Below are 23,683 nucleotides of genomic sequence, written 5' to 3'. Positions count from 1 at the left end.
CAGTCGTGAAGACTTTCGATTCGCTGTTCGCCGAGCTCACCGATCGCTCGAAGACCCGTCCCGAGGGTTCGGGCACCGTCGCAGCGTTGGACGCTGGAGTTCATTTCCAGGGCAAGAAGGTCCTCGAAGAAGCAGGTGAAGTGTGGATCGCTGCCGAGCACGAGAGCGACGAGGCGCTCGCCGAGGAGATTTCGCAGCTTCTCTACTGGGTCCAGGTGATGATGGTGGGCAGAGGCCTCGAACTCGAGGACGTCTACAAACATCTGTGAGTTCGATCCGCTTGTCGCTCACGAACTCGTCGAACAAGGACACTCCATGCTGCGCGTAGCCGTACCCAACAAGGGCGCTCTCTCCGAGTCCGCCGCCGAAATTCTCAGTGAAGCCGGCTACCGACGCCGAAGCGACTCGAAGGACCTGACGGTTCTCGATCCGGCGAACGGCGTCGAGTTCTTCTTTCTCCGCCCCAAGGACATCGCGATCTACGTCGGATCCGGGCAATTGGATCTGGGTATCACCGGACGCGACCTGGCGCTCGATTCCGGTGCCGCGGTCGAGGAACGGCTGGCACTCGGGTTCGGCCGATCGACCTTCCGCTACGCCGCACCCGCGGGCAAGCAGTGGGCACCCGAGGACCTGGGCGGACTGCGCATCGCCACGTCCTATCCCAACCTGGTGCGTAAGGATCTGGCCGCCAGAGGACTCGAGGCTACGGTCATCCGCCTCGACGGTGCGGTCGAGATCTCCATCCAGCTCGGTGTGGCCGACGCGATCGCCGACGTGGTGGAGTCGGGACGGTCGTTGCGTCAGAACAATCTCGTGGCCTTCGGCGAATCTCTCTGCGATTCGGAGGGTGTGTTGATCGAACGAGCAGGCGCTCCGGGCACCGACTCCGCACGCAAGCAACTCATCGCCCGTGTCCAGGGCGTCGTCTTCGCGCAGCAGTACCTGATGCTCGATTACGACTGCCCCAAGGCGATCCTCGACGAGGCCGTGAAGATCACCCCGGGAATCGAATCGCCGACCCTCGCCCCGATGGTCGACGACAACTGGGTTGCCGTGCGCGCCATGGTTTCTCGCAAGGTCCACAACAACGTCATGGATCAGCTCGCCGAGCTGGGTGCCAAGGCGATCCTCGCTTCCGACATCAGGTCCTGTCGAGCATTCTGAGTCCGGGCAGCCGACGGGTCGTTTCGCGCGTTGCGTGCGCGCCGCGGTGCCCCGATCGTTGTCGCTCGTCAGGTGCGACGCCGAACCAATACCGTCTGCGCGATGCGCCCGACCGGTCCCAGTTTGTCACTGAGCGTGCCTGCACACATGGCGATACCGTCGGGACCGGTGGAGGTCTCCGCCGAGACTCCTACCCATTCACCCTGCGGCACCCTGAACACGTGCACCGTCAGGTCGGTGTTCAAGAACGTCCATTCGTCGATCGGCAGTTTCGCGCCGATGCCGTTGGCGATATCCGCAATCGAGAAGAGTCGCTCCAGGGATGTCATCGATTCACCCTGCACGAGAACGGGTGTGGGCCTGGCCCAGATCTCACCCGGTCCGTCCTCTCCGAGTCCGGTGAGGATCTTGAATTCGACGGCGTCGAGATAACCCGACGACCAGGTGCCACCGAAGGTGTAGTCGACACCGTCGCTCACCGGTCGCATCACCGGATCACCCGAGTGAGTCACGTCGTCCGTCGGCGTGGTGCGCATACGCCATGCGCTGCCCCGGGCGACAGCGCGCGCAGTTCCCGAGGCACCGGCCGCCCAGAGTTCCGCCACGACGAGCTCGATATTGGTACCGGGACGCTCGGTCCATGCTCGGATCTCGATGTCGCCGACCGGAACCGGTCCGAGGATGTCCACGGCCACCCGACTGATCCGGGTGTCCTCGCGCGCGTCGACGCGCTCGAGTGCACGGACCAACAGGGCGGACGGCGGTGCCCCGTGCTGCATCGTCGGTGCCCACAGGCTGACGGTGTGCTCGGTGGCGGTGACCCTCTCGTGGCCTTCACTGCCGACACCGGCGGGGACGAAGAAGGCGTTCGGAATCGTCACTGCTCGGACACCGCAGAAGCCTGGGCCGTCTGCGGCCAACCCGGATACGGCGGAGGAGTGCCGCCGAACTCGGGGCACAGGGCCTGGTGGTCGCACCACTTGCACAGTGCGCCCTTCTTGGCGCGGAAGTCACCGGTCTCGCCTGCAGCCAGAATCGCTTTCCAGATGGCAGACAGCATGCGCTCGAACCTGCGCAGCTCGTCTTCGTCCGGAGCGTAGGTCAGTTCCTGCTTGTCGGCCAGATACATCAATTTCAGTTGCGCCGGAACGACGCCGCGCATGCGCATGATCATCAAGGCGTAGAACTTCATCTGGAACAGCGCCTTGGACTCGGTGAACTCCCGCGGTGCCCGACCGGTTTTGTAGTCGACGACGCGAATCATGCCGTTGGGTGCGACGTCGATACGGTCGATGAATCCCCGAAGCGGCGTGCCGTCGTCCAGATCGATCTCCACCCGTTGCTCGCAGGACTCGGGCTCGAAGTGAGTGGGGTCCTCGAGTTCGTAGTATCCGGCGACCAGAGCCCGAGCGCGATCGAGAAAGGCCGTCCGCTCGTCGGCCGGAACCAACGACTCGATGGCGGGCGACTGGGCAACCACTCGCTCCCACGCCGGATCCACCAGGTCGCGCGCAGTCGTCGGCACGCGGTCCTGCGCAGGCAGCGCGTAGAGAGCCTCCAGTGCGGCATGCACCACAGTTCCCTTGACCTGAGCTTCGGTGGAGACCTCGGGAATGCGGTCGACCGCGCGAAAGCGGTAGAGGAGAGGACATTGCTTGAAATCGCCTGCGCGGGAGGGCGACAAGGCCGGCGTGCTGCGGGGGCTCGGCACCGCCAGCGGCGGTCGCGCGCTGTCGCCGAGGTCGAGTAGAGGCAAGTCGATGGGCGTCGACACGGAAATACTCACGACTGCGAGACTATGCCGTTGGTCCGACATCTTCGGTCAAGGCCGTAGTCTGGCACGTCGAGTCGTCCCAGGTGTCGGACCAACAGGTCTGGCGTCGAACAGAGCAACGAAAGCAGGTTCCGCTGTGCCGTCCGGTGATGCTGTGTCCTTCGGTGATTCCGCGTCCGCGGCGAGCGACGGTTCCGAGGTCGACGCGATCGTCGACGTTCCGGCTCCAGGTGCAGACGAGGTGGTCACCGCGACCGTCGACGAGATCGAACTCGACGACGCTACGATCGACGACGGGATGCCCGTCGAGCCGGTACCGACCGGACCCGCCCGCAGCGGTCCGTTCCGCGTCGGAGACCGAGTCCAGCTCACCGACGGCAAGGGCCGTCACTACACGGTGGTGCTCGAGGCGGGCAAGGAATTCCACACGCACCGGGGCGGGATCACCCACGACAAACTGCTCGGGGCGGACGAGGGCAGCGTCGTCACGTCCGTCAACGGCACCCCCTACCTCGCGCTTCGGCCGCTGTTGACCGACTACGTGCTGTCGATGCCGCGTGGCGCGCAGGTCATCTACCCCAAGGATGCAGCCCAGATCGTCCACGAGGGCGACATGTTCCCCGGGGCGCGAGTTCTCGAAGCCGGTGCCGGATCGGGCGCCCTGACGTGTTCGCTGCTGCGTGCGGTCGGTTCGACAGGAACGGTCATCTCCTACGAGATCCGCCAGGACCACGCCGACTACGCCGTCAAGAACGTCGAGACGTTCTTCGGCGAGCGGCCGTCCAACTGGCACCTGACGGTGGCCGACGTGGATCGGTTCGGTGTCGATCGACCGGGGGAGCAGGTGGATCGGGTGGTTCTCGACATGCTGGCCCCCTGGGACGCACTGCCCGCCGTATCGAAAGCTCTCGTTCCGGGCGGAGTGCTGTTGGTCTACGTCGCGACGGTGACGCAGCTGTCCAAGGTCGTCGAAGCCCTACGCGCACAGGAATGCTGGACCGAACCCCGTTCGTGGGAGTCGATGGTGCGCGGTTGGCACGTCGTGGGACTGGCGGTTCGGCCCGAGCATCGGATGCAGGGGCACACCGCATTTCTGGTGAGTGTTCGACGCCTCGCCGAGGGCACTGTCACGCCGAAGCCGCAGCGTCGATCCGGCAAGGGATGACGATCGGCGTCGGCGAGGATTCCGACCTCTCGGTCTAGGCGCAGGGAGCCTGTCCCATAGCGAGAATCTGGCAGGTGCTGGCATCGGAGAGCTTCCAGTCGCCATCGATCAGCACCCAGGTCTGAGGGGACGGAGCTGCCGTTCCCCGAGGGGTGGCGATCGCGACGTCGGCGGTCGACGTCTCGCCCTCGACCGTCGGTTCGGCAACCTCGAACGTGATCGCGCCGTAGTTCGCCAGGGCCGCGGTCATCGTTTCGAGGTTGGTCAGGCGTGCCTGCCCGTTCTCGACCGACGCCGCCTTCGTCGCTGCGTCGACGTTCGGGGCCACCAACTGCAGCAGAGATGCTTCGAGTTCACCGGATGTCGGCGGCGCGACGGCGGGCGCATCGGCTGCCGGAACGCTGCTCTCGACGGCCGACGTCGAATTGTGATCGGTCTGATCGGATTCATCGGCCGAGCTGCACCCGGCTACCGACATCACCGCCGTCGCGAGCGCGACACCTACCGAGAAACTACGCATCTTCACTGGTGAAGCCCCTGATTCCGTCGTCGGTCCGCTGTTTGGTCAGGTGAGGCTAACATGAATTCGACCGACGCTCGGTGCGGTCGAGACGCAGTGCTCACACGACCCGATCGTGGTGTCGGTCCGCACATTCGGGCCGGTGCCGGTAGCGTTGATAGATCGTCACTGGGAGGAGTCGCTCATGAGCTCAACAGACAATCCGGATGTGGCCGCGGCCAGAGCCGAACTGGACGCCGTGCGAGCCGAAGCTGCTTCGCTGCGCCGTCAACTGGGGGAGTCCCCCGAGCAGGTACGCGAACTCGAAGGTCGCGTCGATTCACTGTCTCTGCGCAACGCGAAACTGATGGACACCCTCAAAGAGGCGAGACAGCAGCTCATCGCGCTCCGGGAGGAGGTGGATCGCCTCGGTCAACCACCGAGCGGCTACGGCGTTCTGCTGAGCGTGTTCGAGGACGGAACGGTCGACGTGTTCACCTCGGGACGCAAGATGAGGCTGACGTGTTCACCGAACATCGAGACCGATTCACTCGCACCGGGACAGACGGTGCGACTGAACGAAGCGTTGACCATCGTCGAGGCCTGCACCTTCGACCAGGTCGGCGAGATCAGCACTCTGCGTGAGCTTCTGGGCGATGGATCGAGGGCACTCGTCGTCGGTCACGCCGACGAGGAACGAGTCGTGTGGCTGGCCAAGCCGTTGATCGACATGGTCAACGACGAGGGTCCGATCGACCCGGACGAACCGTCCCGCAAACTTCGCCCCGGCGACTCCTTGCTCGTCGACACCAAGGCCGGCTACGCCTTCGAACGTGTCCCCAAGGCCGAGGTGGAGGACCTGGTCCTCGAAGAGGTGCCGGACGTCGGATACGAGGACATCGGTGGTCTCGGGCGACAGATCGAGCAGATTCGCGACGCCGTCGAACTTCCGTTCCTGCACAAGGATCTGTTCCGCGAGTACTCCCTGCGTCCGCCCAAGGGTGTGCTGCTCTACGGCCCTCCCGGTTGCGGAAAGACGTTGATCGCCAAGGCCGTTGCCAATTCGTTGGCCAAGAAGATCGCCGAGGCCCGCGGGCAGGACGCCAAGGAAGCGAAGTCGTTCTTCCTCAACATCAAGGGCCCCGAACTGCTCAACAAGTTCGTCGGCGAGACCGAGCGGCACATCCGCATGATCTTCCAGCGCGCACGGGAGAAGGCGTCCGAGGGCACCCCGGTCATCGTGTTCTTCGACGAGATGGACTCGATCTTCCGAACCCGCGGTTCGGGCGTCTCGTCCGACGTCGAGACGACGGTCGTTCCGCAGCTGCTCGCCGAGATCGACGGCGTCGAGGGGCTGGAGAACGTCATCGTGATCGGTGCCTCCAACCGTGAGGACATGATCGACCCCGCGATCCTGCGGCCCGGTCGCCTGGACGTCAAGATCAAGATCGAGCGGCCTGACGCCGAATCGGCACAGGACATCTTCTCCAAGTACCTGACCGATTCGCTGCCGGTCAACGCCGACGACGTCGCGGAGTTCGCTGGAGACCGCGCAGCCTGCATCCGAGGGATGATCGACCGCGTCGTCGAGCGCATGTACGCCGAAAGCGACGACAACCGCTTCCTCGAGGTGACGTATGCCAACGGCGACAAGGAGGTTCTGTACTTCAAGGACTTCAACTCCGGGGCCATGATCCAGAACATCGTGGACCGCGCGAAGAAGTACGCCATCAAGTCGGTACTCGAAACCGGAAACAGCGGTCTGCGGATTCAGCATCTCTTCGACTCCATCGTCGACGAGTTCGCCGAGAACGAAGACCTGCCGAACACCACGAACCCGGACGACTGGGCTCGAATCTCAGGCAAGAAGGGCGAGCGGATCGTCTACATTCGCACGCTGGTCACCGGCAAGAACGCCAGCGCGAGCCGGGCGATCGACACCGAGGCCAACACCGGCCAGTACCTGTAGCTTCGTCGAACACCACTTTCGGGGCGCGTCCGCACAGGGCGCGCCCCGAAAGCGCTCTTCGGTCGACGTCTAGGCTCGACACATGCAGCGCATCATCGGTATCGAGGTCGAGTACGGCATTTCTTCGCCCACCGAACCCACCGCCAACCCGATCCTGACGTCGACCCAGGCAGTGCTCGCCTACGCGGCGGCCGCCGGAGTTCCCCGGGCCAAGCGCACGCGCTGGGACTACGAGGTCGAATCGCCTCTGCGTGACGCTCGCGGCTTCGACCTCGGACGCTTCAGTGGCCCCGCACCGGTGATCGACGCCGACGAGATCGGCGCAGCCAACATGATTCTCACCAACGGTGCTCGCCTGTACGTCGATCACGCCCACCCCGAGTACTCGGCTCCGGAGGTACGTGACCCGCTGGACGCGGTCATCTGGGACAAGGCAGGCGAGCGGGTGATGGAAGCCGCAGCCCGCCATGCGTCGAGCGTCCCGGGAGCGCCGCGCCTGCAGCTGTACAAGAACAACGTCGACGGTAAGGGCGCGTCGTACGGCACTCACGAGAACTACCTGATGTCGCGCGAGACGCCGTTCTCGGCGGTCATCGCGGGTCTGTCGCCGTTCTTCGCCTCGAGGCAGGTCATCACCGGGTCCGGACGCGTCGGAATCGGCCAGTCCGGCGACGAAGCAGGCTTCCAGCTCTCGCAGCGGGCGGATTACATCGAGGTGGAGGTGGGCCTCGAGACCACCCTCAAACGCGGCATCATCAACACGCGCGACGAACCGCACGCGGACGCGGACAAGTATCGCCGCCTGCACTGCATCATCGGCGACGCCAATCTCGCCGAGATGTCGACCTACCTCAAGGTCGGCACCACAGCGCTCGTGCTCGACATCATCGAAGCCGGCGTCGACCTGTCCGATCTGCAGCTGGCCAGGCCGGTGACCGCAGTCCATCAGATCAGCCACGATCCGACGCTGCGCAAGGCCGTCGCTCTCGCCGACGGCCGCGAACTGACCGGGCTTGCGCTGCAGCGGATCTACCACCAGCGCGTTGCCAAGTTCGTCGCTGCCGAGGGTAGTGACGATGCGCGCGCACTCGACGTGCTCGACAAGTGGGCCATGGTCCTCGACCTTCTCGAGCGGGATCCGATGGAGTGCGCCCATCTGCTGGACTGGCCCGCGAAACTGCGCCTGCTGGAAGGATTCCGCCAGCGCGAGGGGCTCGGGTGGTCGGCTCCGCGACTGCATCTGGTCGACCTGCAGTACTCCGATGTTCGGCTGGACAAAGGCCTGTACAACCGGCTGGTCGCTCGTGGGTCGATGGATCGACTGGTCACCGAACAGCAGGTGCTCGATGCCGTCGGCACGCCGCCGGAGGACACGAGGGCGTACTTCCGCGGCGAGTGCCTGCGCAAGTTCGGGGCAGACATCGCTGCGGCGAGCTGGGACTCGGTCATCTTCGATCTCGGCGGTGACTCCCTCGTTCGTATCCCGACCCTCGAGCCACTCCGGGGCACCAAATCGCACGTCGGTGCACTGCTCGAGTCGGTCGACAGCGCCGCAGAGCTCGTCGATCAGCTCACCAACTGACGCACCCCGGGACCGACGCCGACCAAAGGCGGTGTCTTGTCGACCGGCGGAGTCGGTCAGTCGGTAGGGTAAAGGTCCGTGCACTTTCGGCGGAACGTTCGGTTGCACTTGCACATCCACGACGGTGCACCTCGGATCGACCGGTGAGAGTGCAGTAGATCTGTTTTCTCGATACACGGAGGAGGTCGGCGACTATGGCACAGGAGCAGACACGGCGCTCTGGCGGCGGCGACGACGATGAGGTTCCCGGCGACACCGGAGCCGGTGGTCAGGAACGACGCGAGAAGCTGGCCGAGGAGACCGACGACCTTCTCGACGAGATCGACGACGTGCTCGAGGAAAACGCCGAGGACTTCGTCCGCGCCTACGTTCAGAAGGGCGGCCAGTGACGGTGGATCGTTCGGACCCACGGTCGGCAGGCGACGGAACGGCGATCCCATTCGGGACGAGCAGCTCGTCGTTCTCCGATTATCTTCGTCGGCACGCCCCCCATCTGTTGCCCGAGAGCGGTATCGCGGCGGATCTGGCGACCAACACCGCTAACGGCGGCTCGGACAAGTCCGGGATCGCTCCACACGGGACGACGATCGTTGCACTGACCTACGCAGGCGGCGTTCTGATCGCGGGTGACCGGCGAGCCACGCAGGGCAATCTGATCGCCAACCGCGACATGCAGAAGGTCTACGTCACCGACGACTACTCCGCCGCGGGTATCGCCGGAACCGCGGGCATCGCGATCGAGCTGGTTCGGCTCTTCGCCGTCGAACTCGAGCACTACGAGAAGATCGAAGGCGTGCCGCTCACGTTCAACGGCAAGGCCAACAAGCTGTCGTCGATGGTGCGAAGCAACCTCGGTGCCGCGATGCAAGGGCTCGCCGCCGTCCCGTTGCTGGTCGGATTCGACATCGACATCTCGGACCCGGATCGAGCCGGACGCATCGTCTCCTACGACGTGGTCGGCGGGCGATACGAGGAGCGTTCGGGTTACCACGCCGTGGGATCGGGATCGTTGTTCGCCAAGTCCGCGCTCAAGAAGCTCTATCGCCCCGGAATGACCGAGGAGGAGGCGATTCGTGCAGCGGTGGAATCGCTGTACGACGCCGCCGACGACGACTCGGCCACAGGCGGTCCTGACGTCACCCGCGGGATCTACCCGACGGCAGTTGCCATCACCAGTGTCGGGGCGGACGACGTTGCACACGAGAGGATTTCGGCTGCTGCTCGGTCGGTCCTCGCGGAGCGGACGGAGAGTGCAGCGCATTCCGGCGGTGCCGAGCACCACACTCGGGCCGGCCAGCAAGTGAGCGAAGGGGGTAGCGCACCATGACGATGCCGTACTACGCATCTGCCGAACAGATCATGCGCGATCGTTCGGAGTTGGCGCGCAAGGGAATCGGCCGCGGCCGCAGCGTCATCGTGCTGACGTATGCGGACGGGGTCCTCTTCGTCGCCGAGAACCGTTCGACCGCGTTGCACAAGGTGAGCGAACTCTACGACCGGATCGGCTTCGCGGCCGTGGGCAAGTACAACGAGTTCGAGAACCTGCGCAAGGCCGGTATCCAGCACGCCGATATCAAGGGCTACACCTACGATCGGCGCGACGTGACCGGCCGGTCGCTCGCCAAGACGTACGCGCAAGCACTCGGCACGATCTTCACCGAGCAGCTCAAGCCGTACGAGGTCGAGATCTGTGTCGCGGAGGTGTCGCACCAGGACGAGCCGATCGCCACGCAGCTCTACCGCATCACCTACGACGGATCCATCGTCGACGAGCAGGATTTCGTCGTCATGGGCGGGACGACCGAGCCGATCGTGGCCGCACTGAAGGACACCTACCGCGCCGGGCTGGACCTGGCAGACGCGGTACGTGTGGCCGTCGACGCACTCACGGCAGGCCCGACTGCGCCGCCCGCGGCGGGCGGCGAGCCGGAGAAGAAGGTTCTCGAGGTGTCGGCGCTCGAGGTCGCCGTGCTGGACCAGGCGCGGCCGCGACGAGCGTTCAGACGCATTGCCGGGGCTGCGCTGGAGGACATGTTGCCGGCGCCGACCGCGGCGGTCGAGACGGCACCCGACACCGAAGGTGCACCGCCGTCCTGACCGATGGTCCCGACACTCGTTCGGCCTCGCGCGCTATCGCTTTCGGTAGAGCGCGAGGCCGTTCTTGTCACTGGTGAACTCGAACCTTCGTCCGTCGCCCACCACTTCACCGTCGGCCGCGAGGGCAACGGGGGCACCCTCCACCTCGACGGTCAACTCCTTCACCGCTCGACGGACGTAGGCGGGCGAGGACCCGAGGGTGCCGGTCAACGTTGCCCACAGCAGTCTGGTTCTGGACGCTTTCGGCTCGGACGGAAGAAACCGGACATCGAGGGTGCCGGTGTGAATACTGCTGCGAGACATGGGTACTTGGTCGGCCGGTACATAATTGCCGTTGCCGACGAAGAGCATCCAAACCGACTGCTCGGTGCCGTCGAGCCCGATGTTCAGTGGTTCCGCAGCCGCCAGGACCCGCGTCATCGCGATGGCGGCCGCGGGCCATTTGCCGATTCGACGTTGCAATTTCTGACGTAGCCGAACCGAGTCGGGGTAGCCACCGAACGTTGCGGTGTTGACGAACGACACACTGCGGCCGTCGACGGACACCTCGGCGATGTCGACCAGTTCGGCGGTGCCTGCTTCCACGGCGGCAGCGGTGTCCTGCACGACGGTCAATCCGGTGTCGCGCGCGAAATGGTTGAGGGTGCCACCCGGAAATGCTGCGAGCGGTAATCCGTTGCGCACCGCGGATGCGGCGACGCTGACCACGGTTCCGTCACCACCGCAGACACCGAGGGCACGTGGGGACGTGCTCCGAATGCGCTGCTCCAGTTGCTCGTTGAAGTCCTGATCGGGATTCGGCACGAACAGATCGGCATCGGGAAGTGCTCGACGGATCGCGTCGGGCACCGCGTCCGAATCGGTGCCCGACCCCGGATTGACGAGTACCAGTAGCCCCCGGCCGCCCGGCAGTGGCTCGACCTGGACCGGGGAGCCGAGATCGGCAGGCTCTTCCGATCGCACGGCCCACCACCGACGAGTGGACAACGCGATGGCCGAGCCGAGAGCGGCGCCGGCGATGACGTCCGTCGGCCAGTGCACGCCCACGTGGACCCTCGAGTAACACACCGCGGCCGCAACGGGTGCCAGCAGCACGCCTGCGACCGGGGATTCGATCGCCACCGCTGTGACGAACGCAGCCGCGGACGCCGAGTGGCCCGAGGGAAACGACGACGACACCGGCGGAGCCAGAACCTGACGCAGGACGGGAACCGACTCGGAATCGGGACGAGTCCGCGGGAACAGCGGTTTGAGCAGCCCGTTCGCCACGGAGCTCGCACCGGCCAGCGCCACCAGCCCCCGGACACCGCCGCGGCGGGCCGGGCCACCTGCGGCCACGAGAAGCGCAGCCGCCCCGAGCCACAGACGACCGTGATCGGCGGCGTTGCTCAGGGCGCGCAGTCCACCGTCCGCTCTGCTCTGCCGCAGGGCGGCGCTTCGTGCCACCAGGGACAGATCCCACGCGTGGACGGCCGTCGAGATCGGGGTGCGCAAGGTCATGACGCCCAGCCTAGGCACGTGCGACGGCATCCTCACGGACGGACGACATCGGGGCGCTCCGACACATCGATCCGCGGGTTGCGTTGTAGTGTCGAAGTGTGCAGCGACGAATTATGGGCATCGAGACAGAGTTCGGTGTCACATGTACTTTCCACGGACATCGACGGCTGAGTCCGGACGAAGTGGCTCGCTATCTGTTCCGCCGAGTCGTTTCGTGGGGTCGCAGCTCGAATGTGTTTCTTCGCAACGGAGCCCGCCTGTACCTCGACGTGGGCTCGCATCCCGAGTACGCCACCGCCGAGTGCGACAGTCTGTTGCAGCTGGTAACCCACGACCGCGCAGGCGAGCGGGTACTGGAAGACCTGCTGATCGACGCCGAGCAGCGCCTGGCCGAAGAGGGCATCGGGGGCGATATCTATCTGTTCAAGAACAACACCGACTCGGCGGGTAACTCCTACGGCTGCCACGAGAACTTTCTCGTCCAACGTGCCGGCGAGTTCTCCCGAATCTCGGACGTTCTGCTGCCGTTCCTGGTCACGCGTCAGTTGATCTGTGGCGCGGGCAAGGTGCTCCAGACGCCCAAGGCTGCGACGTTCTGCCTGTCGCAGCGCGCCGAGCACATCTGGGAAGGCGTCTCCTCGGCCACCACTCGTTCGCGGCCGATCATCAACACGCGCGACGAGCCGCACGCCGACGCCGAGAAGTACCGCCGACTGCACGTCATCGTGGGCGACTCGAACATGGCCGAGACCTCGACGATGCTCAAGGTCGGTACGGCAGCCCTCGTTCTCGAGATGATCGAGGCGGGCGTGTCCTTCCGAGATTTCGCACTGGACAATCCGATTCGCGCAATCCGCGAGGTCAGTCACGACCTCACCGGACGTCGCCCCGTTCGACTGGCCGGGGGACGACAGGCCAGCGCCCTCGATATCCAGCGCGAGTACTACTCGCGAGCCGTCGAGCATCTCAAGACGCGCGAGCCGAACACTCAGGTGGAGCAGGTCGTCGACCTGTGGGGACGAACGCTCGACGCCATCGAGACACAGGATTTCGCGAAGGTTGACACCGAGATCGACTGGGTCATCAAACGCAAACTGTTCCAGCGTTACCAGGACCGTTACTCGATGGAGCTGTCCGATCCCAAGATCGCTCAGCTGGACCTGGCCTACCACGACATCAAGCGCGGCCGCGGAGTGTTCGATCTGCTGCAGCGCAAGGGTCTGGCCAAGCGAGTCACCGAGGACGAGCAGATCGACGAGGCCGTTGATCTGCCGCCGCAGACCACCAGGGCCAAGCTGCGCGGAGAATTCATCACGGCCGCTCAGGAGGCGGGTCGCGACTTCACCGTCGACTGGGTACACCTGAAGTTGAACGACCAGGCTCAGCGAACCGTGCTCTGCAAAGACCCGTTCCGATCGGTCGACGAGCGAGTGGAACGGTTGATCGCGTCGATGTAGTGCCGGACGCAGTCGGGTCGTTACCGCTGCGTCCACCGGTGAGCAACTAGGCTCGACTGTCGTGGCCACCACCAAAGTCGAACGCCTGATGAATCTGGTCATCTGTCTGCTGTCGACACGTCAGTTCCTGACCGCGGAGTGGATCCGCGAGAGCGTTGCCGGATACGACGACTCCACCAGCCACGAAGCGTTCAGCAGAATGTTCGAGCGAGACAAGAACGAACTGCGTGACCTCGGTGTCCCGTTGGAAACCGGTACCGCCACCAGGTTCGGCGGCGTCGAGGGCTATCGCATCAACCGCGATGCCTACGAGCTTCCCGACATCGACCTCACCAGCGAGGAATCGGCCGCCGTCGCAGTAGCGGTCAAACTGTGGGAATCGCCGGAGCTCACCTCGGCGGCACAGAGTGCGTTGCTCAAACTCCGCGCCGCCGGTATTCAGGTCGACCAGAACGAGTCCGCCGCAGCGGTGACCGCGGTTCCCGCCCGTACCCGAGGCTCCGAACCCGCGCTGGGTGCCCTGCTGGCCGCGATCGATGACGGGAAGTCGGTACGGTTCCAACACCGCCCGTCGTTGACCGAGCCGTTCACCACCCGAACCGTCGAGCCGTGGGGTGTGGTGACGTTTCGCGGCCGCTGGTATCTGGTGGGGCACGACGTGGACCGCGACGACACCCGCACGTTTCGCCTGTCCCGAATCGGCGACGAGGTCAAGTCGTTCGGCACCCCGCAGAGCGTCCGCAAGCCCGACGGTGTCGATCTGCAGGAGATCGTCCGCCGAGTGGCGGGCACGTCCTCGGTATCGGGCACGGCCCGAGTGTGGCTGCAGGACGGAAGGGCGCTGGAATTGCGCAGAATGGGAACGGTGGTGGGCGTGCAGAGTCTCGGCACCCGAAGCGGCACGGTCGTCGAGGTGCCCGTGCGGTCCTGGGATTGGGTCTCGCGGTTGATCGCCGGTCACGGCGCGGATGCGGTGGTTCTCGAACCCGCGGAATTGCGCGCCGACGTGATCTCGACCCTGCAGACAGCGGCCGACGTGGAGAACCAGCGATGAGCGCGAGACTGTCGGTTCGGCTGGCCAGATTGCTCAACATGGTGCCGTTCTTCATGGCAAATCCCGGCTTGAGTGCCGAGGAGGCCGCGCGTGAGCTGGGGGTGTCGACCGCGACGTTGATGGCCGATCTCAATCAGCTCTGGATGTGCGGTCTGCCCGGTTACGGTCCGGGTGATCTCATCGATCTGTCGTTCTCCGAGGAGAGCATCGACGTCACGTTCTCGGCCGGAATCGATCGACCGCTGCGCCTGACGTCGACCGAGGCGACGGCCCTGTTGGTTGCGCTTCGATCCCTGACGTCCATGCCCGGCATGGTCGACCCGTCCGCCGCTCAGCGCGCTATCGCGAAGATCGAGACCGCAGCGGGCTCGGCTGCGGCCAACGTGCCGCTCTCGTCGGATCACGACAGCGCAGGTGCCGAGGAGGGACCGGTCTCGAGTACCGTTCGTTCTGCGCTGCGTCACCGGCATGCCCTGCAGCTGACCTACTACTCCGCATCGCGGGATGTCGTCACCGAACGGACCGTGGACCCGATCAGGACGGTCGTCGTCGACGACAACAGTTACGTCCAGGCGTGGTGCCGAAGCGCCGAGGGAGTGCGGCTGTTCCGATTCGACCGCATCGACTCGGCAACCGAACTCGACGAACCCGCCGCGCCTCCGGAATCGGTGCAGGACGAGGACGCCTTCGAGATCTTCAACGACGATCCCTCGCTTTCGCAGGCCCGGCTGAAGGTGTCGCCGGCCTTCACCTGGATTCTGGACTACTACCCGATGACGCAGGTCGCCGCGGATGCCGACGGTTCCATCGTGGTCACGATGAGGTTCGCGACGCTGCAGTGGATGACTCGATTGACCTTGGGCTTCGGCGGCGGCGTCACGGTACTGGCACCTGAATCCTTGGTGAACTCCGTCCGCGATCGTGCCCGCTCGGCCCTGGATGCGTATGCCGAGCTCGATGCCACCAGCGCGGACGGCACCGTCCCCACGTGAACACGGGGCAAACCGACACCCGCTGCTGCCGGAGGCGATGCCCGCGGTCGGGTACGCTCGATTCATCTGATCTGTAGGAGGTTCGCATGGGATTCACCAGTCCTTGGCACTGGGCCATCGTTGCGGTGGTCGTCATCATTCTGTTCGGTTCCAAGAAGCTGCCCGAGGCTGCTCGCGGACTCGGCCGGTCGTTGCGCATCTTCAAGAGCGAGGTGAAGGAGATGCAGAACGACGGCAAGTCCGACGCCGACACCGCGACGGCGCAGCAGCCGACCGCTCCCGCTCAGCTGCCTTCGCCTGCGCCTGTCGTGCAGCCGAACACCGAGACCCAGCACGACGCGAAGTCTGCCTGAGCGCACGGCCGCTCAGCACACCTTCGGTGCCAGGTGGCACCGCAGGTTCACTGCTGTCGGTGACGGCTCCGCGCCGTCGTCCGACCGAAGAAGGCTGACCGTAGAACACCATGCGCATTCCGTTCGATCCGCGGCGTAGCAAGCGCCGAGTCAATCCCGACGGCACGATGTCGTTGGTCGATCACCTGTACGAGCTGCGAACCCGGCTCCTGTGGTCGTTGGTCGCCGTCGCGCTGACGACTGCTTTCGGGTTCTTCTGGTACTCGCACACCATCTTCGGCGTCGAGAGCCTCGGCGACCTCCTACGAGGTCCCTACTGCACGCTCGATCCGAGCCTCCGCGCGAATCTGAGCAACGACGACCAGTGTCGTCTGCTGGCGACCGGGCCGTTCGATCAGTTCCTGTTGCGATTCAAGGTCGCGTTCACCGCCGGTGTCGTCCTGGCCTGTCCCATCTGGCTGTATCAGATCTGGGCGTTCATCACCCCGGGTCTGTACGCGAACGAACGTCGATACGCGGTCTCGTTCGTGACCGGAGCCGCGGCGCTGTTCGTCACCGGAGCCGTCCTGGCCTACTTCGTGGTGGCCAAGGGCCTGCACTTCCTGCTCTCGATCGGTGACAACGTCCAGATCACCGCGCTCAGCGGTGACCAGTACTTCGGATTCCTGATCAACCTCCTCATCATCTTCGGCGTCAGCTTCGAGATTCCGTTGCTGGTCGTCGCCCTGAATTTCGTCGGCGTACTCACCTACGAGCGACTCAAGGCGTGGCGTCGAGGTCTCATCTTCGGGCTGTTCGTCTTCGCGGCCATCGCGACTCCGGGGCAGGACCCTTTCTCGATGCTGGCCTTGGCCTTGGCGTTGACGGTGCTCTTCGAGATGGCAGTGCAGATTGCGCGGATTCACGACAAGCGTAAGTTGCGCAAGAGAAGAGACGAATGGGGTGATGTGTCAGATGACGAAGCAACGCGCATCGACGGCGCAAGTTCGATCGAGTCACCGGATGCCGTCGCTCCGACACCGCCGTCCAGCGGCTTCGGTACCGCGACCCGAGTGCAGGCACAGTACGACGACACGATCTGACCGCGGCCGAACCGTCGGGTCGATCGCATGACCGAGCCGATCGTCGATACGGGGACGAGCCCCCGACCCACCCAGCTGCAACGCTTTTCGTCCGAACTCGGTTTCCCGCTCGATCGGTTCCAGGTGGACGCGTGTACGGCACTCGAGAACGGTCACGGCGTTCTGGTCTGCGCCCCCACCGGTGCAGGCAAGACCGTCATCGGCGAATTCGCGGTGCACCTGGCGCTCGCCGCCGGACGCAAGTGCTTCTACACCACCCCGATCAAGGCGCTCAGCAACCAGAAGTTCGCCGAGCTGACCGCGCGGTACGGGCGTGACACGGTCGGGCTGCTGACCGGAGACTCGTCGATCAACCCCGATGCCCCCATCGTCATCATGACGACCGAAGTGCTGCGCAACATGCTCTACGCATCCTCGGACGCATTGCGAGGTCTCTCGCACGTCGTCATGGACGAGGTGCACTACCTCGCCGACCGTTTCCGAGGCGCGGTGTGGGAAGAGGTCATCCTGCACCTGTCCGACGACGTTCGACTGGTCAGCCTCTCGGCCACGGTGAGCAACGCCGAGGAGTTCGGTGCCTGGATGAGCACGGTCCGCGGAGACACCTCGGTCGTGGTCGACGAGAACCGCCCGGTACCCCTGTCGCAGCACATCATGGTGGGTCGCCGATTGTTCGATCTGTTCGACACGCGAGCCCAGTCGGCCGACGGCAGTCAGAAGATCGTCGTCGATCGGGAACTCGTACGACACGTCAAACAACGTCAGTCCCTCGACTCGATGGACCGCTGGCATGCACCACACAGCAGAGGCCGCGGCGGTCGGGCAGGCGGCGGAGGTCGCGGTGGCGGTCACGGCAGCGGAGCGAACAACCGCCCACTGGCCCGACCCGATGTGATCGCCAAACTCGACGAAGAAGGTCTGCTCCCGGCGATCACATTCATCTTCAGCCGCGCAGGCTGTGACGGCGCGCTGACCCAGTGCATGCGTTCGCGGCTGGTGCTGACCACGCCCGAGCAGGCCGAGGAGATCCGGTACATCGTCGAGAAGCACACCTCGGAGCTGCCACGCGAGGACCTGGAGGTCCTGGGCTTCTGGGAGTGGCGCGACGCGCTCGAGCGTGGATTCGCCGCTCACCACGCCGGGATGTTGCCGGTCTTTCGGCATACCGTCGAGGAGTTGTTCGTCAAGGGCCTGGTCCGGGCGGTCTTCGCCACCGAGACGTTGGCTCTCGGGATCAACATGCCTGCTCGAACCGTCGTGCTCGAGAAGCTGGTCAAGTTCAACGGTGAGACACACGCCGAGTTGACGCCGGGGGAGTACACCCAGCTGACCGGCCGGGCCGGACGGCGCGGTATCGACGTCGAGGGGCATGCCGTCGTGCTGTGGCAGCCCGGCACGGAGCCGACCGAGGTCGCCGGTCTGGCGTCGACCCGCACTTTCCCGCTGCGCAGTTCGTTCGCGCCGGCCTACAACATGTCGATCAACCTGATCGAACAGTTCGGTGCGGCCGATTCGCGTCTGTTGCTCGAACGGTCCTTCGCCCAGTTCCAGGCCGACCGGTCCGTCGTCGGGATGGTGCGCGGCATCGAGAAGAACATGCAGACGTTGGAGGCGCTCGGGGCACGCCTCGGCGGCCCCGACGGCGAGTATTTCGAGTATGCGCGGCTGCGTGAGCGGCTCAAGGATCGTGAGAAGACCCTCGAACGCCAGAACAGGTCCGATCGACGGGACAAGGCAGTCGATTCACTCCGTGCCTTGCGGCGCGGCGACGTGATCTCGGTGCCGACCGGTCGCCGCAGCGGTCTTGCGGTGGTCCTGGAGGCGGATGACGACCGGGCCGATCCGCGGCCGCTCGTACTGACCGAGGACAAATGGGCCGGGCGGCTTTCCGCAGCGGACTTCCCCTCGCCTGCAACGTCTTTGGGCACCATGCGCCTTCCGCGCTTCGTCGATCATCGCACCGCCAAGACCCGGCGCGATCTCGCGGCCGCCCTGGTCACACGCGGAATCTCGCAGCCGTCGGACCGAGTCCGCCGCAAATCGACCGCAGCGGACGACAAGGAACTGGCCACGCTTCGGAGAGCCATTCGATCGCATCCGGTGCACGCGCGCCCCGATCGCGACGAGCTCGGCCGCACCGGTGAGCGCTACAACCGGCTGGCTCGGGAGACCGAAACGATGCGCCAGAAGGTATCGGCGACGACGAACTCCCTCGCCCGAACGTTCGACCGTATCCTGGCGTTGCTCGCCGACCGCGGGTACGTGACGGCAGGCAAGGATCCGAAGGTCACCGACGACGGCGCACGGCTGAGTCGGATCTATTCCGAGTCCGACCTCCTGGTCGCCGAATGCCTGCGCGGCGGCCTGTGGCAAGGCCTTTCTCCGGCAGAGTTGGCGGCGGTGGTCTCGGCGGTGGTCTACGAGTCCAGGTCGGAGGGCGATATCACTCCGCACGGTCCGACGGGTCCGATTCGACACGCGCTGACCGAGACGGTGCGGGTGTGGCACGAGTTGAGGTCCGACGAAGTTCGGCACAAGCTTCCGCCGACGAGAGAGCCCGACATGGGATTCGTGAAGGCGATCTACAAGTGGGCGTCGAACCATTCGTTGGTCGATGCTCTCGTCACCGCGGGCGACAACGGCAAAGCACTGTCGGGCGGAGACTTCGTGCGCTGGTGTCGGCAGGTGATCGACCTGTTGGATCAGGTTCGGCTCGCGGCCCCGGAGCCTGAACTCTCGCGCACTGCGGCGCGGGCGATCGCGGCTCTGCGCCGCGGTGTGGTCGCTGTCGATGCCGCATGACAGGAGCGAATCGGACTGCCGGGTCGGTACAGCGGAGAGTCGTACGGGCGGGATACTGTACCCCCGACGAATCCGAATTTTCAGTGGAGGCGAGATGAGCGGCCCATACGGTCCGACCGATCCGGACAACAGCTGGTCGCGCACGCCCGATCAGCAGGACGGTGCCGCGAACGACACGCCGGAGACGCAACCCGGCGGCCCCTCGGCCGATCAACCGACGCCGTCGGCGTGGGGTCAGTACGGGCAGCCGCCGGCCACGCCGTACGGGCAGAGCCCGCAGCAGCCCGGCGGCCAGTACCCACAGGGCCAGTACCCACAGGGGCAGTATCCCCAGGGCCAGTACCCATCTGCCGGCTACCCGCAGGGTCAATACCCCCAGGCCCCGAACGCGCAGGGCGGCTACCCGCAGGGCCAGTACCCCCAAGGCACGAATCCGCAGGGCGGCTACCCCCAGGGCCAGAACCCCACCGGTCAGTATCCGGCCGGTCAGCAGTACGGCGCGCCCTATCCCGGTGCCGGCGTGCCTGCTTCGGGCGATGCGGCCTACCAGAACCCCTACGCACCACAGCAATTCGGTGGTGGGCAGTACGGACAAGGGCAGTACGGACAGCCGCCGCAGCAGCCCTGGAATCCCAACCAGCCGTATCCGAATCAGCAGTACCCGAATCAGCAGGGGCCAGGGCAGGCCGGATCACAGTCCAAGAAGCCTCTGATCATCGCGGGTGCCGTCGTCGCCGTGGTCGCAGTGATCGCTGTGGTGTTGTTCTTCGCCTTCGGCCGCACGACCACCCTCGACACCGCGGCGGCCGAGGAGGGCATTCGCACGGTCGTCACCGAGTCCTACGGGGCGTCCGACGTCTCCGGTGTGTCCTGCCCCCAGAACATCGAGGTCAAGGCAAAGACCAGTGTCGATTGCACCCTGACGGTCGACGGTGCGTTCAAGACGGTGACGTTGACCTTCCTCGACGACGACGCCAACTACGAGGTCTCCCTACCCAAGTAGTCCCGCGTCGGTCGGCCGTTCAGGCTGTCGAGGCCGTGGCCGCCATCGCAGCGACGAGGCGGGCCACGGCGTTCTCGATACCGAGGGCTTCGGCGAGTGTGTTCAGCGCGTCGAGATCGGCGGGCTCGGCCGGAATCTCGTCGGATTTCGACAGGACGACATCGGCGTCGGTGACAACTCGGACGACGGGGAGCGCGGCGTCCAGGTACTCACTCGCATTGGCCAGCTTCGCCCGGATGCCCTTGGCCATGTCCGATGCCGGGTCGAGGGCCGCAGCGCGCAACGCAGCGACGGATTCGTAGTTCAGCATCAACGTCGACGCCGTCTTCTCACCGATCCCTTTGACACCGGGCAGGCCGTCCGAGGCATCGCCGCGCAGCAAGGCGAGTTCCGCGTACGCCGCACCCGCTCGATGAAGCGGAACACCGTAGCGCTCGGAAACCAGTGCGGGATCGAACAATTCGGCCTTGGCCAAACCGCGTCCCACGTACAGAACGCGCACCTCGTTCGGTTCGTCGGCGGCGACCTGAAGTAGATCCCTGTCCCCGCTGACCACGACCACCGGGTCCTGACGCTCGCGTGCTGCCAGGGTTCCCAGCACGTCGTCGGCTTCGAGACCGTCTGCGCCTGCGGTCGCGATCCCCAATGCGGCGAGCACATCCATGATCATGTCCACCTGTGGTGTCAGGGTCTCCGGAACTTCTTCGCTCTCGGCGACCTCCGGGGCAGCGTCGGCAACACGATGCGCCTTGTAGGACGGCACGAGGTCGACGCGGAACTGTGGGCGCCAGTCGAGATCGAGGCACACTGCGAGTCGGCTGGGTTCGGTGCGCGCAATCAACGCCGAGATCATGTCGAGGAAGCCGCGAACGGCATTGACGGGTCGCCCGTCGGGGGCCGTAATCGACTCGGGCAGTGCGTAGTAGGCCCTGAACCACAGGCTCGCACCGTCGAGGAGCAGCAACGGAGACTTTCCGGGGGCGGTCATAGGGCTCATCTTGCCGTACGGCATTAGCCTGAAGGTATGAGTGTCGATTCTTCGGTCAGTTCCTCACGTTTCTCCAGCGATGTCTACGCGTCCAGACTCGCCCGCGCGGCTCGCCTGACGTCGGAAGCAGGCTTGGATGCCCTGTTGATCACCCCGGGTCCCGATCTGCAGTACCTGATCGGATCGAAGGCCAGCTCGTTCGAGCGTCTCATCGCTCTGGTCGTTCCGGCGGACGGCAGCACCCCGACGGTCGTGGTTCCGCGGCTCGAGCTCGCCGCACTGGGTGATTCCGCGGCGCAGGAGCTGTCTCTGACGCTCGTCGACTGGGTCGACGGTGTGGATCCGTACGCAATGGTGGCAGCGGCAGTTCCCGGTGGAACGAGAACAGCCGTCGCCGACGCCATGCCTGCCCTGCATTTCGTGCCGTTGGCGGGTGTCTTCGGCACGGTCCCGGTGCTGGCCACCGACGTGCTTCGCGAACTTCGAATGGTCAAGGATGCGGCCGAGATCGACGCGTTGCGCCGCGCCGGGTACGCCATCGACCGCGTGCACGCCCGGATGGGCGAGTGGCTTCGAGTAGGCCGCACGGAAGCGGAGATCGCCTCGGACATCGCGGCCGCGATTGTCGAAGAAGGCCATACAGCACCGGAATTCATCATCGTCGGGTCCGGGCCTCACGGTGCCGACCCGCACCACGAGGTCTCCGATCGAGTCGTCGAGGCAGGCGACATCGTGGTGATCGACATCGGGGGACCCGTTGGACCGGGATACAACTCCGACTCGACCCGCACCTACAGTCTCGGCGAGCCCTCGGCAGAAATCGCCGAGCAGTACGCGGTACTCGAGCGGGCCCAGCAGGCAGCTGTCGATGCGGTGGTGCCCGGCGTCACGGCGCAGTCCATCGATGCGGCAGCCCGCGACGTGCTGGTCGACGCCGGTCTGGGCGAGGCGTTCCTGCACCGGACCGGGCACGGGATCGGCCTGTCGGTGCACGAGGAGCCGTACATCGTTGCCGGCAACGACATCACGCTGACCGAAGGAATGGCGTTCAGCATCGAGCCGGGAATCTACTTCCGCGGACAGTGGGGTGCGCGCATCGAGGACATCGTCGTCGTCACCGCGGACGGGTGCGAGTCGGTCAACCTGCGGCCGCACGGCCTGGCCGTCCTGCCGGCGTGACGAATCGAGGCGAGCCCGAGTTCGTCTCGATCGTTCGATCCAATCCTGCTGTCGCCGAGATACTTCGACGTGCACCAGAACTGAAGCTTCCCGGGTGGTACCTGACGGCGGGTGGCCTGTTCCAGACGGTCTGGAACCACCTGGCCGGTAGGGACCTTCGTGCGGGTATCCGGGACTACGACTTCTTCTACTTCGACGACTCCGATCTGTCCTACGAATCGGAGAACGAGGTGATCGAGCGCGCGGCATCGGTGTTCGCCGACCTCGGTGTGGACGTCGAAGTACGCAACGAGGCGCGGGTACACCTGTGGTACGAGCAGCATTTCGGCACTGCGATCGCACCGTACCGAAGCACCGAGGATGCGATCGATCACTTCGTCTCCACGACGTGCTGCTTCGGCATCACCACCGACCAGGGCGGTACGGACGTCGTGTACGCACCGCACGGATTCGAGGATCTCTTCGCGGGAATCGTGCGGCCGAACCCGCGGTTGCCGATGCGGCACGTGTACGAGGCCAAGGCTGCCCGGTGGACGACCGAATGGCCGAACCTGACCGTGCTTCCCTGGCGGTGAAAGCCGACGGGACGGCCCGCTACCGGTCGAGCAGCGAACGGCTACCCAGTACCCGCTGGACCTGTATCTCGATGACGACTCGGGTGGGGTTCTCCCTGGGTACGCGGTAGCGCTGCGCATAGCGGTTCTCCGCATCGACGACCGATTCACGATCGTTTCGGACCGACGCGGGGCCCTCCAACGTCAGCCAGCGGGCGCCGTCGATCTGGGTGACGGCGGCGTAGGCGCCACGGCCGGCGTTGATCGCCTTCTGCGATACGTCGTTGGTGATGACCCGAGCGCAGCGGGATTCGGCATCGTAGGTGAACCCGACGGCGACCACGTGCGGGGTTCCGTCGGGTCGCAGTGTCGTCAGAGTGGCCAGATGCCGCTCGGAAAGGAACTCGAATGCGTCGTCGGCGAGGGCAGTCGCGTCTGCGGGAATGGCGGCCATGCCCCGACTGTA

Annotated in this window: 23 protein-coding genes; 17 read left to right on the top strand and 6 right to left on the bottom strand. The window is 65.3% G+C overall.

What is annotated here, in order from left to right; all coding sequences use genetic code 11:
• Nucleotides 1–5: 5 nt before the first annotated feature.
• Nucleotides 6–269 carry a phosphoribosyl-ATP diphosphatase gene (locus CH273_RS18775; RefSeq protein WP_032398466.1) on the top strand — a complete coding sequence of 88 codons (264 nt, stop codon included), beginning with the start codon at nucleotides 6–8 and terminating at the stop codon, nucleotides 267–269.
• 46 nt (nucleotides 270–315) lie between these two features.
• Nucleotides 316–1,167: an ATP phosphoribosyltransferase gene (gene hisG / locus CH273_RS18770; protein WP_032398069.1), complete on the top strand. Its 852-nt coding sequence runs from the start codon at nucleotides 316–318 to the stop codon at nucleotides 1,165–1,167.
• Nucleotides 1,168–1,235: 68 nt separating this feature from the next.
• On the opposite strand, the gene CH273_RS18765 is transcribed toward hisG, so the two are convergent.
• Both CH273_RS18765 and CH273_RS18760 read right to left on the bottom strand, forming a co-directional pair.
• The gene (locus tag CH273_RS18765) at nucleotides 1,236–2,048 is read right to left on the bottom strand and encodes a thioesterase family protein (RefSeq protein ID WP_082322660.1); all 813 of its coding nucleotides are present in this window, start codon (nucleotides 2,046–2,048) and stop codon (nucleotides 1,236–1,238) included.
• Entirely contained in the window at nucleotides 2,045–2,884 is an 840-nt protein-coding gene (locus tag CH273_RS18760; protein WP_032398468.1) for a RecB family exonuclease, read from the bottom strand. Before CH273_RS18760 ends, CH273_RS18765 begins: the two co-directional genes overlap by 4 nt.
• 355 nt (nucleotides 2,885–3,239) lie before the next feature.
• On the opposite strand from CH273_RS18760, the gene CH273_RS18755 reads away from it, so the two are divergent.
• Entirely contained in the window at nucleotides 3,240–4,106 is an 867-nt protein-coding gene (locus CH273_RS18755) for a tRNA (adenine-N1)-methyltransferase (RefSeq protein ID WP_032398469.1), read from the top strand.
• Between the two features lie 34 nt (nucleotides 4,107–4,140).
• Here CH273_RS18755 and CH273_RS18750 read toward each other — a convergent pair whose 3' ends face one another.
• On the bottom strand, nucleotides 4,141–4,626 hold the full coding sequence (locus CH273_RS18750; protein WP_032398470.1) for a hypothetical protein: 486 nt from the start codon (nucleotides 4,624–4,626) through the stop codon (nucleotides 4,141–4,143).
• A 184-nt stretch (nucleotides 4,627–4,810) separates the two neighbouring features.
• On the opposite strand from CH273_RS18750, the gene arc reads away from it, so the two are divergent.
• The 5 genes from arc to prcA all read left to right on the top strand — a co-directional run bounded on the left by arc (nucleotide 4,811) and on the right by prcA (nucleotide 10,253).
• Nucleotides 4,811–6,574 (top strand): proteasome ATPase, encoded by a 1,764-nt coding sequence (arc, locus tag CH273_RS18745; protein WP_032398471.1) that lies wholly within the window; start codon nucleotides 4,811–4,813, stop codon nucleotides 6,572–6,574.
• Between the two features lie 82 nt (nucleotides 6,575–6,656).
• Entirely contained in the window at nucleotides 6,657–8,156 is a 1,500-nt protein-coding gene (gene dop, locus CH273_RS18740; protein WP_032398070.1) for a depupylase/deamidase Dop, read from the top strand.
• A gap of 194 nt (nucleotides 8,157–8,350) precedes the next feature.
• Nucleotides 8,351–8,545: a ubiquitin-like protein Pup gene (locus CH273_RS18735; protein ID WP_008716348.1), complete on the top strand. Its 195-nt coding sequence runs from the start codon at nucleotides 8,351–8,353 to the stop codon at nucleotides 8,543–8,545.
• On the top strand, nucleotides 8,542–9,483 hold the full coding sequence (prcB, locus tag CH273_RS18730; RefSeq protein WP_032398071.1) for a proteasome subunit beta: 942 nt from the start codon (nucleotides 8,542–8,544) through the stop codon (nucleotides 9,481–9,483). Before CH273_RS18735 ends, prcB begins: the two co-directional genes overlap by 4 nt.
• A complete protein-coding gene (gene prcA, locus CH273_RS18725) occupies nucleotides 9,480–10,253 on the top strand; it encodes a proteasome subunit alpha (protein WP_032398072.1) in 774 nt (257 codons plus the stop codon). Before prcB ends, prcA begins: the two co-directional genes overlap by 4 nt.
• 33 nt (nucleotides 10,254–10,286) lie before the next feature.
• On the opposite strand, the gene CH273_RS18720 is transcribed toward prcA, so the two are convergent.
• Nucleotides 10,287–11,753, bottom strand: a complete 1,467-nt coding sequence (locus CH273_RS18720; protein WP_032398073.1) for a bifunctional phosphatase PAP2/diacylglycerol kinase family protein — start codon at nucleotides 11,751–11,753, stop codon at nucleotides 10,287–10,289.
• Nucleotides 11,754–11,851: 98 nt separating this feature from the next.
• Between CH273_RS18720 and pafA the strand changes: the two genes are divergently transcribed.
• The 7 genes from pafA to CH273_RS18685 all read left to right on the top strand — a co-directional run bounded on the left by pafA (nucleotide 11,852) and on the right by CH273_RS18685 (nucleotide 20,496).
• The gene (gene pafA, locus CH273_RS18715; RefSeq protein ID WP_176459280.1) at nucleotides 11,852–13,210 is read left to right on the top strand and encodes a Pup--protein ligase; all 1,359 of its coding nucleotides are present in this window, start codon (nucleotides 11,852–11,854) and stop codon (nucleotides 13,208–13,210) included.
• 61 nt (nucleotides 13,211–13,271) lie between these two features.
• Nucleotides 13,272–14,264, top strand: a complete 993-nt coding sequence (locus CH273_RS18710; RefSeq protein ID WP_032398075.1) for a helix-turn-helix transcriptional regulator — start codon at nucleotides 13,272–13,274, stop codon at nucleotides 14,262–14,264.
• Entirely contained in the window at nucleotides 14,261–15,256 is a 996-nt protein-coding gene (locus tag CH273_RS18705; RefSeq protein WP_032398076.1) for a helix-turn-helix transcriptional regulator, read from the top strand. The genes CH273_RS18710 and CH273_RS18705 overlap by 4 nt, the downstream gene beginning before the upstream one ends.
• A gap of 86 nt (nucleotides 15,257–15,342) precedes the next feature.
• On the top strand, nucleotides 15,343–15,609 hold the full coding sequence (tatA, locus tag CH273_RS18700; RefSeq protein ID WP_032398077.1) for a Sec-independent protein translocase subunit TatA: 267 nt from the start codon (nucleotides 15,343–15,345) through the stop codon (nucleotides 15,607–15,609).
• A gap of 110 nt (nucleotides 15,610–15,719) precedes the next feature.
• Nucleotides 15,720–16,691 carry a twin-arginine translocase subunit TatC gene (gene tatC, locus CH273_RS18695; RefSeq protein ID WP_032398078.1) on the top strand — a complete coding sequence of 324 codons (972 nt, stop codon included), beginning with the start codon at nucleotides 15,720–15,722 and terminating at the stop codon, nucleotides 16,689–16,691.
• Nucleotides 16,692–16,718: 27 nt separating this feature from the next.
• Nucleotides 16,719–19,493, top strand: coding sequence for a DEAD/DEAH box helicase (locus tag CH273_RS18690; RefSeq protein ID WP_045195196.1), 2,775 nt, complete (start codon nucleotides 16,719–16,721; stop codon nucleotides 19,491–19,493).
• Nucleotides 19,494–19,587: 94 nt separating this feature from the next.
• The gene (locus CH273_RS18685) at nucleotides 19,588–20,496 is read left to right on the top strand and encodes a DUF4333 domain-containing protein (protein ID WP_032398079.1); all 909 of its coding nucleotides are present in this window, start codon (nucleotides 19,588–19,590) and stop codon (nucleotides 20,494–20,496) included.
• Nucleotides 20,497–20,515: 19 nt separating this feature from the next.
• On the opposite strand, the gene CH273_RS18680 is transcribed toward CH273_RS18685, so the two are convergent.
• The gene (locus CH273_RS18680) at nucleotides 20,516–21,493 is read right to left on the bottom strand and encodes a 5'-3' exonuclease (RefSeq protein WP_032398473.1); all 978 of its coding nucleotides are present in this window, start codon (nucleotides 21,491–21,493) and stop codon (nucleotides 20,516–20,518) included.
• Nucleotides 21,494–21,520: 27 nt separating this feature from the next.
• Between CH273_RS18680 and CH273_RS18675 the strand changes: the two genes are divergently transcribed.
• Nucleotides 21,521–22,663, top strand: a complete 1,143-nt coding sequence (locus CH273_RS18675; RefSeq protein WP_032398080.1) for a M24 family metallopeptidase — start codon at nucleotides 21,521–21,523, stop codon at nucleotides 22,661–22,663.
• Nucleotides 22,660–23,238 carry a nucleotidyltransferase family protein gene (locus tag CH273_RS18670; protein WP_032398474.1) on the top strand — a complete coding sequence of 193 codons (579 nt, stop codon included), beginning with the start codon at nucleotides 22,660–22,662 and terminating at the stop codon, nucleotides 23,236–23,238. Before CH273_RS18675 ends, CH273_RS18670 begins: the two co-directional genes overlap by 4 nt.
• A 19-nt stretch (nucleotides 23,239–23,257) precedes the next feature.
• Here the strand turns inward: CH273_RS18670 and CH273_RS18665 are convergent, their stop codons facing one another.
• The gene (locus CH273_RS18665) at nucleotides 23,258–23,671 is read right to left on the bottom strand and encodes a TIGR03618 family F420-dependent PPOX class oxidoreductase (protein WP_032398081.1); all 414 of its coding nucleotides are present in this window, start codon (nucleotides 23,669–23,671) and stop codon (nucleotides 23,258–23,260) included.
• Between the last annotated feature and the right edge of the window lie 12 nt (nucleotides 23,672–23,683).

Origin of the sequence: Rhodococcus sp. 05-339-2 (assembly GCF_002258965.1) — a bacterium.
Taxonomy (GTDB): Bacteria; Actinomycetota; Actinomycetes; order Mycobacteriales; family Mycobacteriaceae; genus Rhodococcoides.
The sequence above is the reverse complement of the archived record's forward strand: the minus strand, read 5'-3'. Positions and strand labels throughout refer to the sequence as shown.

Bases quoted from the DNA above. Each gene is read 5' to 3' on its own strand.
- hisG (WP_032398069.1), top strand. From the start codon at position 316: ATGCTGCGCGTAGCCGTACCCAACAAGGGCGCTCTCTCCGAGTCCGCC.
- CH273_RS18755 (WP_032398469.1), top strand. From the start codon at position 3,240: ATGCCCGTCGAGCCGGTACCGACCGGACCCGCCCGCAGCGGTCCGTTC.
- CH273_RS18750 (WP_032398470.1), bottom strand. From the start codon at position 4,626: ATGCGTAGTTTCTCGGTAGGTGTCGCGCTCGCGACGGCGGTGATGTCG.
- arc (WP_032398471.1), top strand. From the start codon at position 4,811: ATGAGCTCAACAGACAATCCGGATGTGGCCGCGGCCAGAGCCGAACTG.
- dop (WP_032398070.1), top strand. From the start codon at position 6,657: ATGCAGCGCATCATCGGTATCGAGGTCGAGTACGGCATTTCTTCGCCC.
- CH273_RS18735 (WP_008716348.1), top strand. From the start codon at position 8,351: ATGGCACAGGAGCAGACACGGCGCTCTGGCGGCGGCGACGACGATGAG.
- prcA (WP_032398072.1), top strand. From the start codon at position 9,480: ATGACGATGCCGTACTACGCATCTGCCGAACAGATCATGCGCGATCGT.
- CH273_RS18720 (WP_032398073.1), bottom strand. From the start codon at position 11,753: ATGACCTTGCGCACCCCGATCTCGACGGCCGTCCACGCGTGGGATCTG.
- CH273_RS18705 (WP_032398076.1), top strand. From the start codon at position 14,261: ATGAGCGCGAGACTGTCGGTTCGGCTGGCCAGATTGCTCAACATGGTG.
- tatA (WP_032398077.1), top strand. From the start codon at position 15,343: ATGGGATTCACCAGTCCTTGGCACTGGGCCATCGTTGCGGTGGTCGTC.
- tatC (WP_032398078.1), top strand. From the start codon at position 15,720: ATGCGCATTCCGTTCGATCCGCGGCGTAGCAAGCGCCGAGTCAATCCC.
- CH273_RS18690 (WP_045195196.1), top strand. From the start codon at position 16,719: ATGACCGAGCCGATCGTCGATACGGGGACGAGCCCCCGACCCACCCAG.
- CH273_RS18685 (WP_032398079.1), top strand. From the start codon at position 19,588: ATGAGCGGCCCATACGGTCCGACCGATCCGGACAACAGCTGGTCGCGC.
- CH273_RS18680 (WP_032398473.1), bottom strand. From the start codon at position 21,493: ATGAGCCCTATGACCGCCCCCGGAAAGTCTCCGTTGCTGCTCCTCGAC.
- CH273_RS18675 (WP_032398080.1), top strand. From the start codon at position 21,521: ATGAGTGTCGATTCTTCGGTCAGTTCCTCACGTTTCTCCAGCGATGTC.
- CH273_RS18665 (WP_032398081.1), bottom strand. From the start codon at position 23,671: ATGGCCGCCATTCCCGCAGACGCGACTGCCCTCGCCGACGACGCATTC.